This window comes from Nocardia sp. XZ_19_231 (assembly GCF_015355705.1).
GTDB lineage: Bacteria > Actinomycetota > Actinomycetes > Mycobacteriales > Mycobacteriaceae > Nocardia > Nocardia salmonicida.
In genome coordinates this window covers 397075-414079 of record NZ_JACUZI010000001.1, presented here as the reverse complement: position 1 = coordinate 414079, position 17005 = coordinate 397075, and the positions used below count along the sequence as shown (strand labels likewise).

Below are 17005 nucleotides of genomic sequence, written 5' to 3'. Positions count from 1 at the left end.
GGATCCTGGTGGTGACACACCCCTGATAACTGCGCACTGTCTATCCGTTCGACCACCAGCCACGCTGAATCCATGACGCACAACGGTTCTCGATTCGATGGCAAGACCGCACTGATCACCGGCGGAAGTAGTGGGATGGGTTTGGCTACCGCGCATCGGTTGATCGCGGAGGGTGCCCGCGTCGTGGTTACCGGACGGGACCAGAAACGCCTCGATGCGGCCGTCGCCGAGCTCGGTGATCAGGCGCACGGAATCGCCGGTGACGCGACCGATCTCGGCGATCTCGACACTCTCGCGGCGGCGGTGTCCGACCGTTTCGGACACGTGGATCTGCTGTTCGCCAACGCGGGCATCGGCTCGTTCCAGCCGATCGACCAGGTCACCGGAGCGCTCTTCGATCGGGTGATCGGCAGCAACCTCAAAGGCGCCTTCTTCACCATCCAGAAGGTCTTGCCGCTGCTTCCCGACCATGCCGCGATCGTCATCAACGCGTCTTTCGGGCTCCATCGGGGCGTCCCCGGGGCTGCCCTCTATTCCGCGAGCAAGGCCGCCGTCCACAACCTGACCCGCACTCTCGCAGCCGAATTGGCACCCCGCCGCATCCGGGTGAACTCGGTCAGCCCCGGCTACATCGACACCCCTGCCTTCCGCGCCGAGCTCTCCGACGCCGCCAAGGCCGGCGTCGCCGCGCTGTCGCCTGCGGGCCGAGTGGGCACCTCCGAGGATGTGGCGGCCGCCGTCGCTTTCCTGGCCTCACCGGATGCCGCGTTCGTCAACGGGCACGACCTCCGAGTCGACGGCGGACTCACCGCAGTCGATGCCGCGGCATTGCTGTGAACGAATCCGCGACTGGTCCGGATCAGAGGGGCCCGCCCGGACCGATCAGCGCAGGGCCGCGCGACCGCGTACTCGACCGAGGACGACCAGCACCACCAAGGTGACCACCACGAGGACAGTGGTGCCTGCCGCGGCGTCGAACACTTCACCGCGGTCGGTTTGGGCGAAGATGCTGACCGGCAACGTCTTCCAGGTAGCGGGGTAGACCATGATCGTCGCACCGAGTTCGCCCATCGACAGGGCGACGGCCAAGCCCGCGGCGGCGCCGAGAGCGGGCAACAGCAGCGGCAGGGTGATCTGGCACAGGACTCGGACCGGGCCGGCGCCGAGGGATTCGGCGGCCTGGCGGTAAGCCGGATCGAGACGGTCGAGGGCGGCGGAGACCGCGCTGAAGGCGTAGGCCAGGACCAGCACCGTGTGGGCGACGATGACGATCCACTTGGTTCCCCCGAGCAGGAGCGGGCGTTCGTTGAAGGCGATGAGGACGCCGAGACCGACCGCTACCGAGGGGACGGCGACGGGGAGGTGGAAAACGGCGTCGGTCAGGCGGCGTAACCAGGAGGGCGCTTCGCGTGAAGCGAGGGCCGCCCAGGTGCCGAGGACGAGGGAGATCGCGCCGGCGAGCAGGGCGGTTTGCAGGCTCACCGAGAGGCTGGCCGCCTGCTCGCCGCTGAGCGCGTTGCCGATATTGGCGAAACCGAGGTCGGAGGGAAGCGGGCCGGTCCAGCTGCCCGCCAGGGCCGCGGCGATCACTGTCGCGATCGGGGCGACGAAGACCACCGCCACGACCAGCGCGAAAGCACCGAGTACCAGCGTTTTTCCGCGCGGAGTCCAGGCGAGCACGATCAGTCCCCCTTCGGGCGGGCGATGAAACGGGCGAACACGAATCGGTAGACGAGGTAGAGGCTCAGCGAGAGCACCACCTGCACCGAGGCCAGTACCGCCGCACCGGGCAGGTCGAAGGTGACGATGCCGCGGGTGTAGATCAGCGCGGGCAGGGTGATGACGCCCTTCGCGCCGGTGAACAACACGATGCCGAACTCGTTGAGCGTGAGCAGCAGCACCAGGCTGCCGCCCGCCGCGAGCGCGGGCCACGCTTCGGGCAGCACCACCTGACGCAGCACCCGCCACGGTGAAGCTCCGAGACTCGCTGCCACATCGAGTTGTTCGCGTGGCATCTGCGCGAACGCGGCCAGGACGGGACGCACCACGAAGGGGGTGAAGTAGGTGATCTCGGCCAGGATCACGCCCAGCAGGGTGGTGAGGAAGTCGATGACCGGTGTGGTGGCGCCGGTCAATTCGGAGATCAGGGCGTTGACCGCGCCCGCTGTTCCGTAGAGGAACGTGAAGGCGAGGGTGATCAGGAACGACGGCAGCGTCAGGATCGTGTCGATCAGTCTGCCGACCAGCCCGGAGCCGGGAAACGGCACGAAGGCGAGCACCACCGCCAGGAACGTACCCAACACCAAGCAGCCCGCGGTGGCACAGACCGCGATGGAGACGGTGCGCCACAACGCTTCTCGGAACGCCTCTGATCCGAGCACCGAGGTCCACACCTCGGTGCCACGGCCGGTCGGGGTCTGCGTCGATTCGGTGAGCACCCGCAGAATCGGATAACCCGCGATTCCGAGCACCACCAGCACGGGCGGCAACGTCCACAGAATCGGCAACCACGACCTGCGCGGCGCGGAGTCCTTCACCGGCGGAGACACTTCCGGACGGTCGAGCAGGACGGCGCTCACCGCAGCACTCCCCTCGTGTCGAGAAAGCTCCCGAGGGCACGAACCCACACGTTCACAGCGCGCTCTCCTTGCCGGGACCGCTTACCTCAGTGGCACCCTCACTGATCGCGCGCGGAATCAGAACGCCCGCCGGGTCCGGCAACCGCACGCCGACAACGGATCCGACTTCGGTGGTGAAGTGGCCCGACCCGTCGGCGGCGATGTCGCCGGGAAGTCCGTCGACGGCCAGTTCCACGCGGGTCGACGCACCACGCCAGACCGCGGTGAGCACGGTGGCGCGCAGGGCGTCCCGCTCGCCGGGCTTGCCGAGGCTGATCGTGTGCGGGCGAACGCAGAGCAGGGCGTCGTCACCGGGTGCCCAATCCGTCAGCCCCACACCGGGTTGCGGCGCCTGTGCCCGCAGCGTCTTGGTGCCCGCGGTGACCAGGGCGGCGGTGCCGCTGACGTGGTCGACCGTGCAGGGCACCAGGTTCGCGCCGCCGAGGAAAGCGGCGGTGAAATCGGTGGGCGGGCGCTGCCACAGGTTTTCGGCGGTGTCGATGTCGACGAGCCGGGAATCGCGCATCACCGCGATCCGGTCCGCCAGCGCCAGCGCCTCGGCTTGATCGTGGGTCACATACAGCATCGCTGTGTCGGGCAATGCTTTTCGCAGTGCCTGCAGCTCACCAAGCATCGAATGACGCAGTTGCGCGTCGAGCGCGGCGAGTGGCTCGTCGAGCAACAGCACGCTGGGCTTGATGGCCAGCGCGCGGGCGATCGCCACCCGTTGCTGCTGACCGCCGGATAGTTCGCGCGGGAGTCGCTGCGCGTAGCCGGCCATGCCGACCATGTCGAGCGCCTCGGCGACGCGTGTGGCGATCTCCGCACGCGGCACCCGATGCGATTTCAAGCCGAACGCCACGTTGCTGTGCACGTTCATGTGCGGAAACAGCGCGTAGGACTGTACGACGACACCGATCCCACGCTTGGCGGGCGAGAGATCGGTGACGTCGCGGCCCGCCAGGCGGACCGCGCCCGAGGTGGGCCGGACGAAACCGGCCAGCGCCTTGAGCGCGGTCGACTTGCCCGACCCGCTCGGGCCGAGGAGCGCGACGGTCTCGCCGACGGCGACGCGCAGGGTGAAATCGGCCAGCGCGACGGCGGCCTTGCGGCCCCTGCCGTAGCTGACCCCGACCCGGTCGAACACGATCGCGGGTTCGTTGGTTGCCGCCACCGAGGTGGCGGATTTCATCTGGAGGTCACCGTCGGACATCGTCAACTCCCTTGGATCACAGCCGCATTCAGCTGCCGGTTGCCTTCTGGTACGCCGCGACATCGGCGTCCAGCTCGGTGAGCACCTTGTTCCAGTCGACCGGAACCACCTCGACACCCGTCAGCGCCGCGGCCGGACCACCATCGGCCGGGGCGGGCACATCGGTGCGGGGAGAGACGGCGAAAGCCTCGGGGCCGAGCTTCGCCTGTGCGGCGGGGGCCATCAGGAAGCTCATCAGCTTGGTGGCATCGTCCTTGTGCGGCGCGCCCTTGGCCAGACCCATCATGTACGGGACAGCCACGGTGGACCGCTTGCCGTCGGCAGCCGGGAAGAAGACGTTGAACTTGGAGCCCTTCTCCTTCACGGTGGTCAGGTTCATCTGCACGTCACCGTTGGCGATGAGCAGCTCACCCTTGTCGACCTTGGCCTGCAGCTTGCCGGTCGAGGACGACGGGCCGACGTTGTTGGCCTGCAGCGCGGCCAAATAGTCGAGGGCGCCCTGCTTGCCACGCAGCTGCTGCAACAGCACCAGTACCGCGGTGCCGTCACCGGCCTGGCCGGGGGTGGAGTACTGCAGCTTGCCCTTGTACTCCGGCTTCAGCAGGTCTTCCCAGGTGAGCGCCGAGGCGTCGACCGCGGGGTTGGCGATGAAGCACAGGAAGTTGTTGGCCAGGGTCACGTAGTTGCCCTCGGCGTCCTTGGCCGCAGCCGGAACAGCGGCGGTGTCGATGCCACTGGGCTGCAGCAGACCCGACTGCTTGGCCTTCTGGATGAACGGCGGCAGGGTGACGACGATGTCGGCCTGCGGGTTGGACTGCTCCTTGTCGACCCGGTTCACGACCTCGCCGGAGCCCGCCTCCACCAGGTTGACCGCGATGCCGGTCTCCTTGGTGAACGCGTCGAACTGGGACTTGTACCAGCCACCGACACCGTCGGCGGAGTACACGGTGACGGTCTTGCCGTCCGCGGATTCGGTACCGGTGCCGCCGCAGGCGCCGGTGAACGCGACGGCGGTGACGCCGACCAGCAGCAGCGCGGCCTTGGAGAGGCGGCGCGCGGTGAGTGGAGTACGCACGATTACAGCAACTTTCGTTCAGATATCGGGGGGAATCGCAGGGACAGGTGGATCGGGGGGCGACGCCGCGGCGGTTACCGCGACGGCAAGTTTCAGTGGGCGAGCACCAGCGCCGGGAACGCGGCGACGGAGTCGATGACGTGGGTCGCGCCTGCGGCACGCAACTGATCGGCGGTGTGCGCGCCGGTGAGGGTGCCCGCGACGATGCCCGCGCCTGCGGCGAGACCGGTGGCGATATCGCTGGTGGTGTCACCGAGAACGGCGATCCGGTGGACGGCGTCGACGCCGAGGCGCAGCGCGGCGGCCAGCACCATGTCGGGGTACGGGCGTCCGCGTCCGGCATCGGACGGCGCGAGGGTGAGGTCGACCAGGTCGGCCCAGCCCAGCGCGGCGAGGAGCTTATCCTGTGTGCCGCGGCTGAATCCGGTGGTCAGCGCGACCCGGACACCGGCGTCACGCAGAGCGGTGATCGCTTCCACCGCACCGGGGATCGGTGCGATATCGACCTCGTCGACCAGGGCTTCGTAGGCGGCCTCGAACGCACGGTTGGCATGGTGGGCAGCGGCTTCGTCGCCGTCGAGCAGGGCGCGGAACACCTCGATCTTGGACTGGCCCATGGTGTCGACCACGTAGCGGCGAGCCTGTTCACGACGCGGGCCCTCGGTCTCGATCCCGGCGGTGGTGGCGGCACTCTCGAAGGCACGAAGCACCAGTCCGCCGTCGGCGACGGTAGTCCCTGCCATGTCGAGGGCGGCGAGCTGAATCTTGTTGTTCGACATCGGTGTTCCTCACAGTCCGATCTGGTCGGCGGTTTGTTCGCCGATGGCGGGGCCGAGCGTCATACCGCGACCACCGGGGCCGGTGACGACCCAGACGTTGGTATCGGCCCGCACCCGGGTGACGACGGCGCCGGGGTCGACGCTCTGGCTGTAGACGCCCGCCCAGCGCCGCACGATCGGCGGCAGCGTGCGGCCGAGCAATTCCTCGGTCACCTCGGTGAGGTGGTCATACGGCGCTTCGTCGACGTCGAAGGCGAACGGTTCGGCGTACTCGTGGGTGTCGCCGATGGTCAGGCCGCCGTGCAGGCGCTGCACGCACAGCAGCTGCATCTTGTGCTCGGCGGCGGTGGCAGTCTGGGACTGCTCGGCGGCCAGCGAATCCACCTGCGGGCCCGCGAAACCCGGGTAGTAGCGGAAGCTGTCACCGTCGGCGATCGCGGTGGTGAGGGTTTCGCCCAGCGGGGCGGTCTGCATCATCTGCAGCCGCACGCGGCGGACCGGCAGTTCGCCCGCCAGCTCGCGGGTAAGCCCCGAGTGGGCGGCGCCGGGGCAGTGGATGACGAGGTCGGCCTCGTGCCGGCGACCGTGATCGTCGACCACCACCGCGCCGGAACCGGTGTCGAGCACCGAGCGGGCCTCGGTGCCCTCGTGGAAGGTGTAGCGGCCGGTCGCGGCCATGTGGGCGCGCAGCGCGGGCAGCGCTTGGCGCGACTCCACGGCGGCATCGGTCGAGCAGTGCAACCCTGCAAGGTATTTACCGCGCACGGCCGGGTTGATCGCACGCACCTGGTCGGGGTCGAGCAGGGCGAACCCACGGGCATCGGCGGTGTCATCGGCGGCCGCGGCCTCAGCGACGGCGAGTTCGGCGGGGGTGCGCACGAGCGTGATCGAGCCCGCGGGCCGGAAGCCGACGCCGGCGACCCGGCCGCCGATCTCCTCCCACAGCTCGCGCGAACGCAGTGTCAGCTCGAGCTCGTTCGCCGACCGGCCCGATACCCAGACCAGGCCGAAGTTGCGGACCGTCGCGCCACGGGCTTCACGTTCACGTTCGAGGTGCACGACCTCGTGTCCGCGGGCTATCGCTGCCCAGGCGTGTGCGGTGCCGAGGATCCCTCCACCGATGATGACCAATCGCATGGCACCGATAATGGCAAATGGTCTAGACCGATAGGTGTGGGCTGCGAGAACGGCAAGTTAATTTTTGGTATAGACCAATCCGGGTAGGCTTGGCGGCATGGATTCGCCGCAGACGACCCGAGTTCCGAAGGTGTTCCTGGTTCGCACCGAAATCGATCTGCTCCTGGCCGATCTCACCGAGGGCGACCCGGTTCCCTCCGAACGCGACCTCGCCACCCGCTTCGGCGTCGCCCGCGAGACCGTACGACAGGCTCTGCGAGAGCTGTTGGTGGAGGGCAGGATTCGGCGCCAAGGCCGCGGAACGGTGATCTCCCGGCCCAAGCTCACGCAGCCGTTGTCGCTTCGCTCCTATACCGAGGGTGCGATCAGCCTCGGCCGCACCCCTGGCCGCATCCTGGTCGCGTGGGAAGACGTCGCCGCCGACGCGGCGACGGCCACCGACCTCGAGGTGGAGCTGGGCACCCAAGTGATGCACCTCGAGCGGGTACTGCTCGCCGACGGTGAACGCGTCGGACTGGAGAGCACCTACCTACCGCTGCACCGCTTCGCCGCCCTGCGCGGCACCTATGACCCCACCACTTCGCTGTACGCCGCGATCCGCGCCACCGGCGTCGAACTCGCCGGTGCGCGCGAACGCATCGAAACCGTACTCGCCGCCCCGCGAGAGGCGGGTCTGCTCGAATGCACCACCGCACTACCCATGTTGCTGCTGCACCGGCGCAGTGTCGACGCCGACGGCGCACCCATCGAACGGGTGCGCTCGCTCTACCGTGGTGACCGCATCGCCTTCGAGGCGAGGCTGTCACCGGAGCCCGCGTAGCCCCTTACTGCTCGGGCAGCCGTCGCCGTCCGCCTGCCACATCGGTGACCAGATCCGTGTAACCGTCCACAAGCTCGGCCAGGTGGTACCAGTGCTTGTGAGTGTTGTCGCTTCGCGCCCCATCGATGTCGATGGCCTGGTTGGCGTCCACCCAGCTACGTGCCATCCGGTCGACAACCGCACCGAGACTTTCGGTGTGCAGCGAGGCGCCGTTGCGATGCAACGGGATCTCCTGGACACACCAGTCATTGATGTCGTCGACGAGTTCACTTCGACGGCAATCGATCTCGGCGATCAATGCCGTGTCACGCACCTGCCCCCGCCGTTCGTGCAGTTCAGCGAGCGCGTGCGCTGATCTCAACAATTCGCGATCTTGAAATCGCCGCCCCTGAAATGCACACAACAATTGCGGAGCGGTCGGAAGTATCCCCATCACCGGCGCGCTCATCGCAAGGCCCCGAATTCACCCGACACCCAAGATTTGTCTACCAACATGATTGGCTCTCGATTCGGTTGTCCCGGTCATCTGTTCGGATTGTTCGCAACCAGGCTAACTGGATCATGCTCGTTCAGAAGACGAAACGCAAGATTGCGTTATCACTCCTGCAGTAAACCCACCCTGACAGAACCGAGGATCACATCGGCAGCGCAGCACGGGCTTCCGGCGTGCCTCGCAGACTCGCCGAACACCATGACAGAACCTACGTCGCTGTCTTCGCCGAACGCGTGACATCGCGACCGCACAGCGCAATAATGCGATTCATGGCAGGCAAGCGAACGACCCTGACCGTCCGGCTTCGCCGACTCGCGGCCATGTTGCGCGAGTTACGGGAAAGCGCTCAGCTGAGCAAGGAAGACGTCAGCGCGCGAACCGGTATCAACGTCACCACTCTGTACCGGATCGAAATGGCTCAGGCGCGCCCGCAACGCCGCACTCTCGGCGCCATGCTCGACCTGTATCAGGTCGACGAGAAAATGCGCGAGGAAGCACTCAGCTTGCTGACCGACGCGTTGAAACCCGGCATGTCGCGCCCTTACGAAGGCGCGGTGTCGGAGGTGTATGCGAATTACATCAACTTCGAGGCGGAAGCATTGTCGGCCAGGCAGTACCAGACTTCGACGGTGCCCGGCCTGCTGCAGACCTTCGAGTACGCCGCCGCGGTCATCGACACCTCCATGCCGCGCCTCGACGCCTCGGTGATGGAGAGCAGGGCGCAGGCGCGCATGGATCGCGCCACCAACCTGACCAAGGACGACCCGCTGGAATTGTGGGTGGTGATGGACGAGGCCGCGATCCGCAGGGTGGTCGGTGGACCCGCGACCATGGCGGGCCAGCTCGACCGGCTGCTCGACGAGACCAAGCGCAAGAATGTGATCCTGCAGGTATTGCCGTTCGACGCGGGCGCGCATCCCGGCATGGCCGGCTCGTTCACCCTGCTCGACTTCCGCAATCCGGTCGACCCCGAACTGGTGTACGTGGAGAGCATGTCGGTGCACGACCTGGTCGAGGGACACTCCGAGATCCGTCGGTTCGGCGTGATCTTCGATCAGCTGCGGGCGATGGCGTTGAGCCCTCGCGACTCGGCGAAGCTGATCACCGAAGCGCGCGACGCGATCACCCAGTCCCCGACCGCTCAGTGACGACTGGCGCGGCGGAACCCGATCGCGGCCGGTAGGGCGAAAACCACGATCGCACCGAGCGACCAGGCCAGGGTGGCCAGCAGCGGGCCGCGCACCGGACCGCCCAGCGAGAGTCCACGCATGGTGTCGATGGCGTGGGTCAGTGGATTGTGCTCCACGATCGGGCGCGCCCAGCCGGGGTAGGCGGCGAGCGGGACGAAACCGGTACTGAAGAACATCAGCATCGACGAACCCAGCGAGACAACCTCCACCAGCGCGGCTTTCGCGGTGTACACGGCCAGTGCGGTGACCATGGTCGCGAAACCGAGGCCGTACAGCACCGGGATGGTGAACAGCGCGATCGCCGCGAGCGGACCCTGGGTGAAGCGGAATCCGAGTGCGATGCCGACGGCGAAGATCACCAGGGTGCACAGCAGGATTCGCACGCCTTCGGCGACGACACGAGACAGCAGTCCCGAGGCGCGGTGGACCGGCAGGACCCAGAATCGCGAGAGCAGTCCGACATCGCGTTCGCGGCCGAGGGTGACGGCCCCGGCCAGGGAGCCCGACATCACGCCGACCAACGAGACCATCGGAACCGAGCCGTAGAGGGCGTCGGCGCCGGCGAAGGACGAGACCTGTTTGCCCAGCACGGCATTGAGCATCACCAGCAGCAGCGCGGGGAAGAACAGGGCCTGCATCACGGTCAACGGGTCCCTGGCCCAGCGCGTCAGCAGCCGCTTGGTCTGGATCATGCTCTGCGGCAGCAGCATTCGCAGCGACTCGGTGCGACGTGTGACGGTGGGCAGCGCGATGACTGTCATGCGACACGCCGCGCTGCGTGTCGCCAGGCCAGGCCGCCGCAGACCACCAGGATGCCGATCGCCCAAGCCAGGCCGGGGCCGAGCGTCGCGATGTCGACCGTGCCCGCGTTGCCGGTCGAATCACCCGCCAGCGCGCGCAGGCCGTCGACGAACTGGGAGACGGGCTGGTTGCGAGCGAAACCCTGGAGCCAGCTGGGAAACTGACTGGCAGGCGCGAATCCGGTGGACACCATGCCGAAGATCAGCTGGGGCAGTACCAGGATCTGGGTGGTGGCCTCGGGGCTGGCGGACATGCTGCCGAGCAGGTCGGCGCCGCAGCACAGGGCGATCGCGATCAGCAGCGAGAAGGCGAGGAAACCCGCTGTGTGCCACCAGCTTCCGTAGAAGCGGAAACCTATGACGGTGCCGCAGACGAGTGCGGCGCCGATCGCGATCACCGCGCGGTGGGCGGCCGCGGTGATCCTGGCGGAGAAGGGGACCCAGCGCGGCATCGGCAGGGTGGCGAAACGGATGTCGAGGCCCTCGCGGGCATCGGTGGCGGAACGGAACGCGGCCGCGATGGCGCAGAACGCGACCGCCTGCATGATGATCATCGGCATCAGGAACTGGGCGTAGCTGCTCAGACCGTGCCCGTAGACGGTCATCACGAGGTTGAGCGGGACGTAGAAGCCGATGGTGAACACCGCGGGAGCGAGCAGGGCGGTGAAGATCTCGCCGGTGCGCCAAGCCGGGCGGATCAACCGTCGCGCGAGCACCCACCACTGGGTGAGCGCCGCCGACGGCGATCGGTCGGCAACAGGCTCGTCGGTGGTCCGCACGTCCCCATCGTGGTCGATGTGGCTTGTGGTGCCGGGGAACTCGGTCAGCATGTCGTGCGCGCCGAGGTGCGGGTTGTCGCCAGAATCCGGGCGATCTCGGGAAGAAGGTCGGGTGCGGTGAGTTCGTCAGGGGTCGCGTCGAGGACGTAGCCGGTGATCGCGCCCTCCACGTGGGGGCGCCAATGGCGAACGGTGGCACCGGGGTCGAGGCGATCGGTGCCGTCGGGTTCGCGGCCCGCGACGCACACGGTGAGGTCGCCGGGCAGCCACGAGGGTCGGTGGCCGGTCACCATGCTCGCGGCCGCGAGGCTCGCGTCGGCGAAGCGGTCGAGGTCGCTGCCGGTGAGGTCGAGCGTTCCCGCCAGGGCGGCATTGATCGCCGCGGCGGGTGTGTCGAAGGCTGGGATATCGATGTCGGTGCCGAACTGCGCAGCGAATCGGTCGGCGGACCGCGGCGCGGGGGCGGGGGCCGCGGGGTCGGTGGCGAGCAGGACGACGCGGACGTGTTCGCCCGCCGCGCGGAGTCGGACAGCGACTTCGTGGGCGACGAAACCGCCTGCGGACCAACCGAGCAGCTGGTACGGGCCGTGCGGGGCGATGCGGCGGATCTCGGCGAGGTAGCGGGTGGCGTATTCGCGGATCGTGCGCGGTTCGGTGCTCGCCTGCAGACCATAGATCGGGACGCGGGCGTCGAGGTGGGCGACGAGGTCCACATAGTTCCAGGCCAGGACCGCTTCACCGGCCAGGCAGAACAGTGGCGCGCCGTCGACGGAGGCGGCGTGTGGACGGATCGGCAGCACGAGGTCCATCGCCGCCGACTCGGCGCGCCCGGCGACGGCAGGTTCGGCCGAACAGGAATCGGGGCGATCGGCCGTCCACCGGCAGGGCGTGGCAGCCGGATCATCGCGAGTGCTCACAACACATAATATGTCGTGCGAAAACGCCAGCGGCCCAACACTTTCAGGGGCATTCACACCTGACCGAACGCGCATCCGAACCTCCTTCACCGACCCGACGACAGATGGTGTGAGTTCCACTGTCGCGCAGGAAGGCCCCGACCCCAACCAACCCAGGGGCCCGGTCACGCCCACCCAGGTGGCGGTGAAACCACCCAAGGGTGTCGAGCTTCGGCGGCCGTCCGGATCAGTAGGTATTCACAGGCAGGCTGCGTACACCGGACCACAGGTCCTCGATCAGGCGTTCGTAGCTGTCGGCTAGGTCGTCGAGGCGGATCCATTCGTCGTAGTAGACAGACTCGGGGGCACCGGCCAGAGCGACGAAAGTCTGGAAGCAGTGTTTGGCGAGGCGGTCGACCAGATAGCCGAGGGTTTCGCAGTGTTCGTCGGCCGCGGCGGGCGGCACGGGGGCCGCCAGGATGACCCAGCGGTCGATCGCACGCATCAACTGGGCGCGGCGGCGGTCGATACGCTCGGACTCACTCAGCGGGGTTCGCTCGCGCAGCTGGTGCAGCAGCGCGAGCTCACCCGCGGCGTCGAGGATGGGGTGGTCATCATGTGGCAAACCGCGGAAGGCCGCCAGGAGGACGTCCCGGCTTGGCAGCATCGCCCCTCGTCCCGAATGGCGCATTTCACCGCTCCCCCGCCGAGCCGACGACGTCATCGCGTGAAACATTCATCTGGCACACCTCCGACTCGGGCACGACACCCCGGCGGGGATGCCATAGCGTGCGGGTGGAGCACGGCGAGTCCGCGCGAATCGCGCACACCCGGCAACTATTCCGCCACAACTGTCCCTGACAACGCCGTCGGCGCGAGCCGTTTTCCTCCGGACACTCACATTGTCCGGTACGCCTCCCTTGTCCGTCCGCACTGATCTCGCAGGCACATGGGTGACTCGCCGGGGGCCGACTACTGCACGCGGAGGCTGCCGAAGAGTCCGTCCTTCTCGTCTTCGGGGCCCGCGGTGAAGTAGAGGGCGTTCGCGTCGCCCAGGCTTTCACCGTTGCCGAACTTCAGCGCCCACAGGCCCGCGATCTTCACCGGCTTCGCCTCACCGTCGCGCAGGTAGTCGACGAAGGTGCCGGTGGTGTCGTCGTAGGCGAGGACGCGGCCGAGGCCACCGAAGTTGCCGATCAGCAGTTTGCCCGAGAGCGCCCCGAAGTTCGACGGCGCGATCGCCACGCCCCACGGCGCGTTGAGCCTGCCGCCGTCGTCGATGATGCGCACGAGCTTGCCCGCGCTGTCGAACTCGGCGACCTTGCCCTTGTCGGGCTTGCCGTGCGAGTCCTTGTCCTTGTCGGCGTCGAGCGAGGCTTCTTCGGCCTTGTCGAAGACCTTCGGATCGTCCCCGTCGGGCTGAGTCATGGCGTAGGAGACGAACACTCGACTACCGAGGGTGGTGATGTTGAACGGCGCCGGGTCGCCGGGCACGGCCTTCTTGCCCTTCTCGGGCGAGGAAGCGTCGATCACCTCGCCGGTGGCGAACGGGTTGGCGAAACCGGTGGTCGCGACCGGCTGCCAGTTCTTGTCGAAGGTGCGGACCTGCGGGTCGGCGCCGAAATCGGCGGTCAGCAGCTTGTCACCCGAGGGCGCCAGCGCGATACCGAAGAAGGCCATGCCCTGCGCGGAACCGTCGAACACCTGGTTCGCGCCGCCGTCACGCCGCACGATCGCGCCGTCGGGGGCCTGCTCGGTCCATGCCGAGATCTTGCCCGAGTCGGTGGCGAAGATGAAGCGCGCGGAACCGCCGAGCGGGATCGGCATACCGTCCACATCGACCCACTGGTCGCGCACCACGAACAGATCCGAGGTGATCGGCGCCGGGTTGAACACGACGCCGGTGGCCTTGCCGATGCTCTTGTCGGAGGTGTCGGCATCGGCGCCGGGGATGCCGACGAGCTTGAGTTGGTCCTGGGTCAGCTTCTGCAACTTGGGATCCGAAGAGGACTGCACATCGCCGAGGAACTGGAACGACTTGCCGCCCGCGCCGACCCAGAAATGCCCGCCCGCGCCCTTGGGCCGATCGGCCAGGCCCCAGGCATTGACCATGCCGGGCAGCGTGAACTGGGCGTGATAGGAGTCCTTGTCGGCGGCCAGGTTGGTCTGGCTGTAGCGATTGCCGTCCAATGCGGCCACGTCGTCGGTCGAGGGCTCGGTGTTCGAGCACGCCGCGGCAAGCAACACTGCCGCACCGAGTACCGCGCCGCGCACCAGCCCGGACCGCACCCCGCGGGTGCCCCTCACATGTCCGTTCACGATCTTTTTTCCTTTCGACCCTCCGCCGGACGGCGTTCAGGCGAGGCTGACCTTATCGTGGGTGATGCGGTGGTGTGCCGTGACCGTGGCAGGAAGCGCAGGGCTACGCTGTCGGCCGTGGTCGAACCTTCCCCCAACATCGCCCCGCATCCCGACATCGCCGCCCTGGCACCACTACTCGGTACCTGGCGCGGTCGGGGCAGGGGCGAATACCCGACCATCGAGTCCTTCGACTACGTCGAGGAGATCGCCTTCGGGCACCTGGGCAAACCGTTCCTCACTTACCAGCAGCGGACCAAGGCCGGCTCCGATGGCAGGCCGCTGCACGCGGAGACCGGCTACCTGCGCAGTCCGGCGCCCGGCCGGGTCGAGCTCGTGCTCGCCCATCCGACCGGAATCACCGAGATCTGCGAAGGCACGATCACCGAAACGGTTGACGGAATTCGTCTGGAATTGAACTCCACGAATATCGGCCTGAGCGAATCAGCGAAGCCGGTTACCGCGGTGGGCCGCTCATTCCATGTCACCGGCGACACCATCGAGTACACGTTGCGGATGGCGGCGGTAGGCGAATCTCTGCAGCATCACCTAGCGGCGACTCTGCAACGCGGCTGAGTCGCGTGCAATTCGGGAAGTAACCCGTACACAACCTCTGATCAGCGCCTTTGCACAATCGAAACCGATAATTCACCTTTTCATCACGGCCTGGTAGCGGTTGTGTTCGAACACGCCCGCACATAGGGCAACAATTGTGTGTCGCTTGCTGCCGTCGCCTGCTGCCGAAGTAACGGCCGTTCTACGGTGGTGTATCAGCTAATCCTCAGACAATCGAACTGCTGCACCACGAACACGTCGAAACCCTGAATGTGGGAGACGAATTATGAGGCGTTCCACTCTGATCTTGATTACTGCGGGGATGATCCTCGGCGGCGCGGCCGCCATCGATGTCCTCGACGGTGCGGCCATGGGGGCCGCACCCGAGCCCGTTGTCAGCTACAACGTGCTGCACGACACGGCGTCATCGCACGCCGAAAGCACGTCGCTCGCAGTGGTGCGGGGCCTGACGACTCAGTAGCCGGTGGGCAGTGCGGCGAACATGTCCCGGGTGACGGCGACCGCGTTGTCGGAACTGCCGCCCTTGACCAACAGCGTCGCGAAGGCGATATCCCCGCGATAGCCGATGAACCACGAGTGCGATCCACCGTCGACTTCGGCTTCGCCGGTTTTGCCGTAGACCTCGCCCTGATCCCTGATGCGTTCGGCCGTGCCGCCGGTGACCACCATGCGCATCATCGAACGCAGCCCCTCGACCACCTCCGGCGCGATCGCAGGCCGATCGCCGGTGACCTCGGTCGGCCTGCCCGTGATCAGATACGGCACCGGTGCGGCCCCGTGGGCGACGGTCGCGGCCATCACCGCCATCCCGAAGGGGCTCACCACCACTCGTCCCTGCCCGATGCCGTCCTCGGCGCGCTGTACGAGCCCGTCCGCTTTCGGTACCGACCCGGACATGGTGGGCAGGCCTTCGACCCGGTAGTCCTGGCCGACGCCGAGGCGTGCCGCTGCCTGCGTGAGCGCGTCGGGTTCGAGTTTGCTGGCCAGCCTGGCGAACGTGGTGTTGCACGACCGCTCGTAGGCGGTCGCCATCGGCACGTCACCGACGGAGAACATGTTGTAGTTGGGGATGGTGCGTTCGCCGATGATGGTGCTGCTCGGGCAGGGCAGCACGGTCTCGGGCGTGGCCAGCCCGGAAGCCATCGCCGCCGAGGCAGTGACCGTCTTGAAGATCGACCCCGGTGGATACTGTCCGCTGGTGGCCACCGGACCGTCGCGGTCGGCGGCCTTGTTCTGGGCCACCGCGAGGATCGCCCCCGTCGATGGGCGGAGCACCACCATCATGGTCTGCTCGGTGCGCAGGTCCACGGCGTGCTGGGCGGAGTTCTGCACGAACCGGTCGATGCTCAGCGCGAACGACGGTGCGGGTTCGGCCGCTTCCTCGTGCAGCACATCGAGATCGGCGCCGTCGGCATTGCGGGTGACCACGCTCCAGCCCGCCTTCCCGTCGACCTCGGCGATCACCGTCTTGCGGACCTGAGTGAGCAGGTCGGGTGCGAACTTGCGGTCGGTGGGCACCATGTCCCACTCCTGGGTCAGGGTGACGCCGGGCAGGCCGATCAGTTCGCCGCCGATGGTCTCGGCCTCGTATTCGTTGAGCAGTACCACGGTGTGCGCGCCGTCGGTCTTGCGCGCCGAGGTGAGGATGGTCTGCGGGGTGTAGGCGACCGGGTCGATGCGGCTCAGCGCCGCGGCGAGCGCTCCGGCGACACGACTGGGGTCGGGGGCGTCGGCCACGGTGAACTTCACGCGGGAGACCTTGCCGGGAACCAGCACGTCGCTGCCTGCCGCCTCGTTGACCCTGGCACGCGGCGCGGGGCGGGTGCGCAATTCCATGCTCTGGGTGTCACCGAGTTTGGGGTGGATGTCGGCGGAACTCCAGCGGACCAGCCAGCGTCCGTCGCTGCGGCCCATCTGCAATTCACCGGAATAGGTCCACTGGCGACCTTTGGGCAGGGTCCACTCGTAGGTGTAGTCGACCGTCGCGGTGTCACCGTTGACGCGTGCGTCGCCGGTGCGGATCGCCAACTTCTCCGCCTGCAACGCCTGCCACGTCGAAATCAGTGCCGCCGTGGCCTTCTCGGGCGCGGTGGTGAGCGCCGCGGCCGCGGAGAGATCGTGTTCGGCGAACGCCGCGGCGAAGGCGTCGGCAGCGGGCACCGGCCCCTGCGCGCCGGAAGAACAGGCGGTCGCCGCGACGGCGAGGGCGGCCACCGCGCACGTGGTGAGCATCCGTGTCCTCATCGGCACCGATGGTAGCGGCGAAGTGCC

Annotated in this window: 18 protein-coding genes; 5 read left to right on the top strand and 13 right to left on the bottom strand. The window is 67.6% G+C overall.

The annotated features are described in order from the left end of the window. Positions 1-72: 72 nt before the first annotated feature. Complete coding sequence (locus tag IBJ82_RS01815) at positions 73-837, top strand: glucose 1-dehydrogenase (RefSeq protein ID WP_194824206.1); 765 nt, start codon at positions 73-75, stop codon at positions 835-837. A gap of 45 nt (positions 838-882) precedes the next feature. Here the strand turns inward: IBJ82_RS01815 and IBJ82_RS01810 are convergent, their stop codons facing one another. The 6 genes from IBJ82_RS01810 to IBJ82_RS01785 all read right to left on the bottom strand — a co-directional run bounded on the left by IBJ82_RS01810 (position 883) and on the right by IBJ82_RS01785 (position 6822). Further along, a complete protein-coding gene (locus IBJ82_RS01810) occupies positions 883-1680 on the bottom strand; it encodes an ABC transporter permease subunit (RefSeq protein ID WP_194824205.1) in 798 nt (265 codons plus the stop codon). A gap of 2 nt (positions 1681-1682) precedes the next feature. Further along, positions 1683-2579 carry a 2-aminoethylphosphonate ABC transporter permease subunit gene (locus tag IBJ82_RS01805; RefSeq protein WP_194824204.1) on the bottom strand — a complete coding sequence of 299 codons (897 nt, stop codon included), beginning with the start codon at positions 2577-2579 and terminating at the stop codon, positions 1683-1685. A gap of 52 nt (positions 2580-2631) precedes the next feature. After that, positions 2632-3831, bottom strand: coding sequence for an ABC transporter ATP-binding protein (locus tag IBJ82_RS01800; protein WP_194824203.1), 1200 nt, complete (start codon positions 3829-3831; stop codon positions 2632-2634). Between the two features lie 28 nt (positions 3832-3859). Beyond that, positions 3860-4906, bottom strand: a complete 1047-nt coding sequence (locus IBJ82_RS01795; protein WP_194824202.1) for a 2-aminoethylphosphonate ABC transporter substrate-binding protein — start codon at positions 4904-4906, stop codon at positions 3860-3862. 92 nt (positions 4907-4998) lie between these two features. Then, positions 4999-5685, bottom strand: a complete 687-nt coding sequence (locus IBJ82_RS01790) for a phosphonatase-like hydrolase (protein WP_194824201.1) — start codon at positions 5683-5685, stop codon at positions 4999-5001. 9 nt (positions 5686-5694) lie between these two features. Further along, positions 5695-6822 (bottom strand): TIGR03364 family FAD-dependent oxidoreductase, encoded by a 1128-nt coding sequence (locus IBJ82_RS01785; RefSeq protein WP_194824200.1) that lies wholly within the window; start codon positions 6820-6822, stop codon positions 5695-5697. Between the two features lie 97 nt (positions 6823-6919). On the opposite strand from IBJ82_RS01785, the gene IBJ82_RS01780 reads away from it, so the two are divergent. Then, positions 6920-7642: a GntR family transcriptional regulator gene (locus IBJ82_RS01780; protein WP_194824199.1), complete on the top strand. Its 723-nt coding sequence runs from the start codon at positions 6920-6922 to the stop codon at positions 7640-7642. Between the two features lie 4 nt (positions 7643-7646). Here IBJ82_RS01780 and IBJ82_RS01775 read toward each other — a convergent pair whose 3' ends face one another. Further along, entirely contained in the window at positions 7647-8006 is a 360-nt protein-coding gene (locus IBJ82_RS01775; RefSeq protein ID WP_101468584.1) for a DUF4254 domain-containing protein, read from the bottom strand. A gap of 398 nt (positions 8007-8404) precedes the next feature. Here IBJ82_RS01775 and IBJ82_RS01770 point away from each other — a divergent pair, with 398 nt between their 5' ends. After that, positions 8405-9283, top strand: coding sequence for a helix-turn-helix transcriptional regulator (locus tag IBJ82_RS01770; RefSeq protein ID WP_194824198.1), 879 nt, complete (start codon positions 8405-8407; stop codon positions 9281-9283). Here the strand turns inward: IBJ82_RS01770 and IBJ82_RS01765 are convergent. From IBJ82_RS01765 to IBJ82_RS01745, 5 genes are all read right to left on the bottom strand, one after another. After that, complete coding sequence (locus tag IBJ82_RS01765; RefSeq protein WP_194824197.1) at positions 9277-10086, bottom strand: ABC transporter permease; 810 nt, start codon at positions 10084-10086, stop codon at positions 9277-9279. The genes IBJ82_RS01770 and IBJ82_RS01765 overlap by 7 nt on opposite strands. Continuing rightward, on the bottom strand, positions 10083-10904 hold the full coding sequence (locus IBJ82_RS01760) for an ABC transporter permease (protein WP_370585106.1): 822 nt from the start codon (positions 10902-10904) through the stop codon (positions 10083-10085). The genes IBJ82_RS01765 and IBJ82_RS01760 overlap by 4 nt, the downstream gene beginning before the upstream one ends. 44 nt (positions 10905-10948) lie before the next feature. Then, positions 10949-11821, bottom strand: a complete 873-nt coding sequence (locus IBJ82_RS01755) for a thioesterase domain-containing protein (RefSeq protein ID WP_370585105.1) — start codon at positions 11819-11821, stop codon at positions 10949-10951. A 226-nt stretch (positions 11822-12047) separates the two neighbouring features. Next, entirely contained in the window at positions 12048-12467 is a 420-nt protein-coding gene (locus IBJ82_RS01750) for a hypothetical protein (protein WP_194824194.1), read from the bottom strand. A gap of 305 nt (positions 12468-12772) precedes the next feature. After that, complete coding sequence (locus IBJ82_RS01745; RefSeq protein WP_370585104.1) at positions 12773-14119, bottom strand: TIGR03118 family protein; 1347 nt, start codon at positions 14117-14119, stop codon at positions 12773-12775. Between the two features lie 117 nt (positions 14120-14236). Between IBJ82_RS01745 and IBJ82_RS01740 the strand changes: the two genes are divergently transcribed. Both IBJ82_RS01740 and IBJ82_RS01735 read left to right on the top strand, forming a co-directional pair. Beyond that, on the top strand, positions 14237-14734 hold the full coding sequence (locus IBJ82_RS01740; RefSeq protein ID WP_370585103.1) for a peroxynitrite isomerase: 498 nt from the start codon (positions 14237-14239) through the stop codon (positions 14732-14734). A 265-nt stretch (positions 14735-14999) separates the two neighbouring features. Next, positions 15000-15194, top strand: coding sequence for a hypothetical protein (locus IBJ82_RS01735; RefSeq protein WP_194824192.1), 195 nt, complete (start codon positions 15000-15002; stop codon positions 15192-15194). Here IBJ82_RS01735 and IBJ82_RS01730 read toward each other — a convergent pair. After that, on the bottom strand, positions 15188-16978 hold the full coding sequence (locus IBJ82_RS01730) for a penicillin-binding transpeptidase domain-containing protein (protein ID WP_194824191.1): 1791 nt from the start codon (positions 16976-16978) through the stop codon (positions 15188-15190). The genes IBJ82_RS01735 and IBJ82_RS01730 overlap by 7 nt on opposite strands. Positions 16979-17005: the final 27 nt, after the last annotated feature.

Bases quoted from the DNA above. Each gene is read 5' to 3' on its own strand.
- IBJ82_RS01815 (WP_194824206.1), top strand. From the start codon at position 73: ATGACGCACAACGGTTCTCGATTCGATGGCAAGACCGCACTGATCACC.
- IBJ82_RS01800 (WP_194824203.1), bottom strand. From the start codon at position 3,831: ATGTCCGACGGTGACCTCCAGATGAAATCCGCCACCTCGGTGGCGGCA.
- IBJ82_RS01790 (WP_194824201.1), bottom strand. From the start codon at position 5,685: ATGTCGAACAACAAGATTCAGCTCGCCGCCCTCGACATGGCAGGGACT.
- IBJ82_RS01785 (WP_194824200.1), bottom strand. From the start codon at position 6,822: ATGCGATTGGTCATCATCGGTGGAGGGATCCTCGGCACCGCACACGCC.
- IBJ82_RS01780 (WP_194824199.1), top strand. From the start codon at position 6,920: ATGGATTCGCCGCAGACGACCCGAGTTCCGAAGGTGTTCCTGGTTCGC.
- IBJ82_RS01770 (WP_194824198.1), top strand. From the start codon at position 8,405: ATGGCAGGCAAGCGAACGACCCTGACCGTCCGGCTTCGCCGACTCGCG.
- IBJ82_RS01765 (WP_194824197.1), bottom strand. From the start codon at position 10,086: ATGACAGTCATCGCGCTGCCCACCGTCACACGTCGCACCGAGTCGCTG.
- IBJ82_RS01750 (WP_194824194.1), bottom strand. From the start codon at position 12,467: ATGCTGCCAAGCCGGGACGTCCTCCTGGCGGCCTTCCGCGGTTTGCCA.
- IBJ82_RS01735 (WP_194824192.1), top strand. From the start codon at position 15,000: ATGAGGCGTTCCACTCTGATCTTGATTACTGCGGGGATGATCCTCGGC.
- IBJ82_RS01730 (WP_194824191.1), bottom strand. From the start codon at position 16,978: ATGAGGACACGGATGCTCACCACGTGCGCGGTGGCCGCCCTCGCCGTC.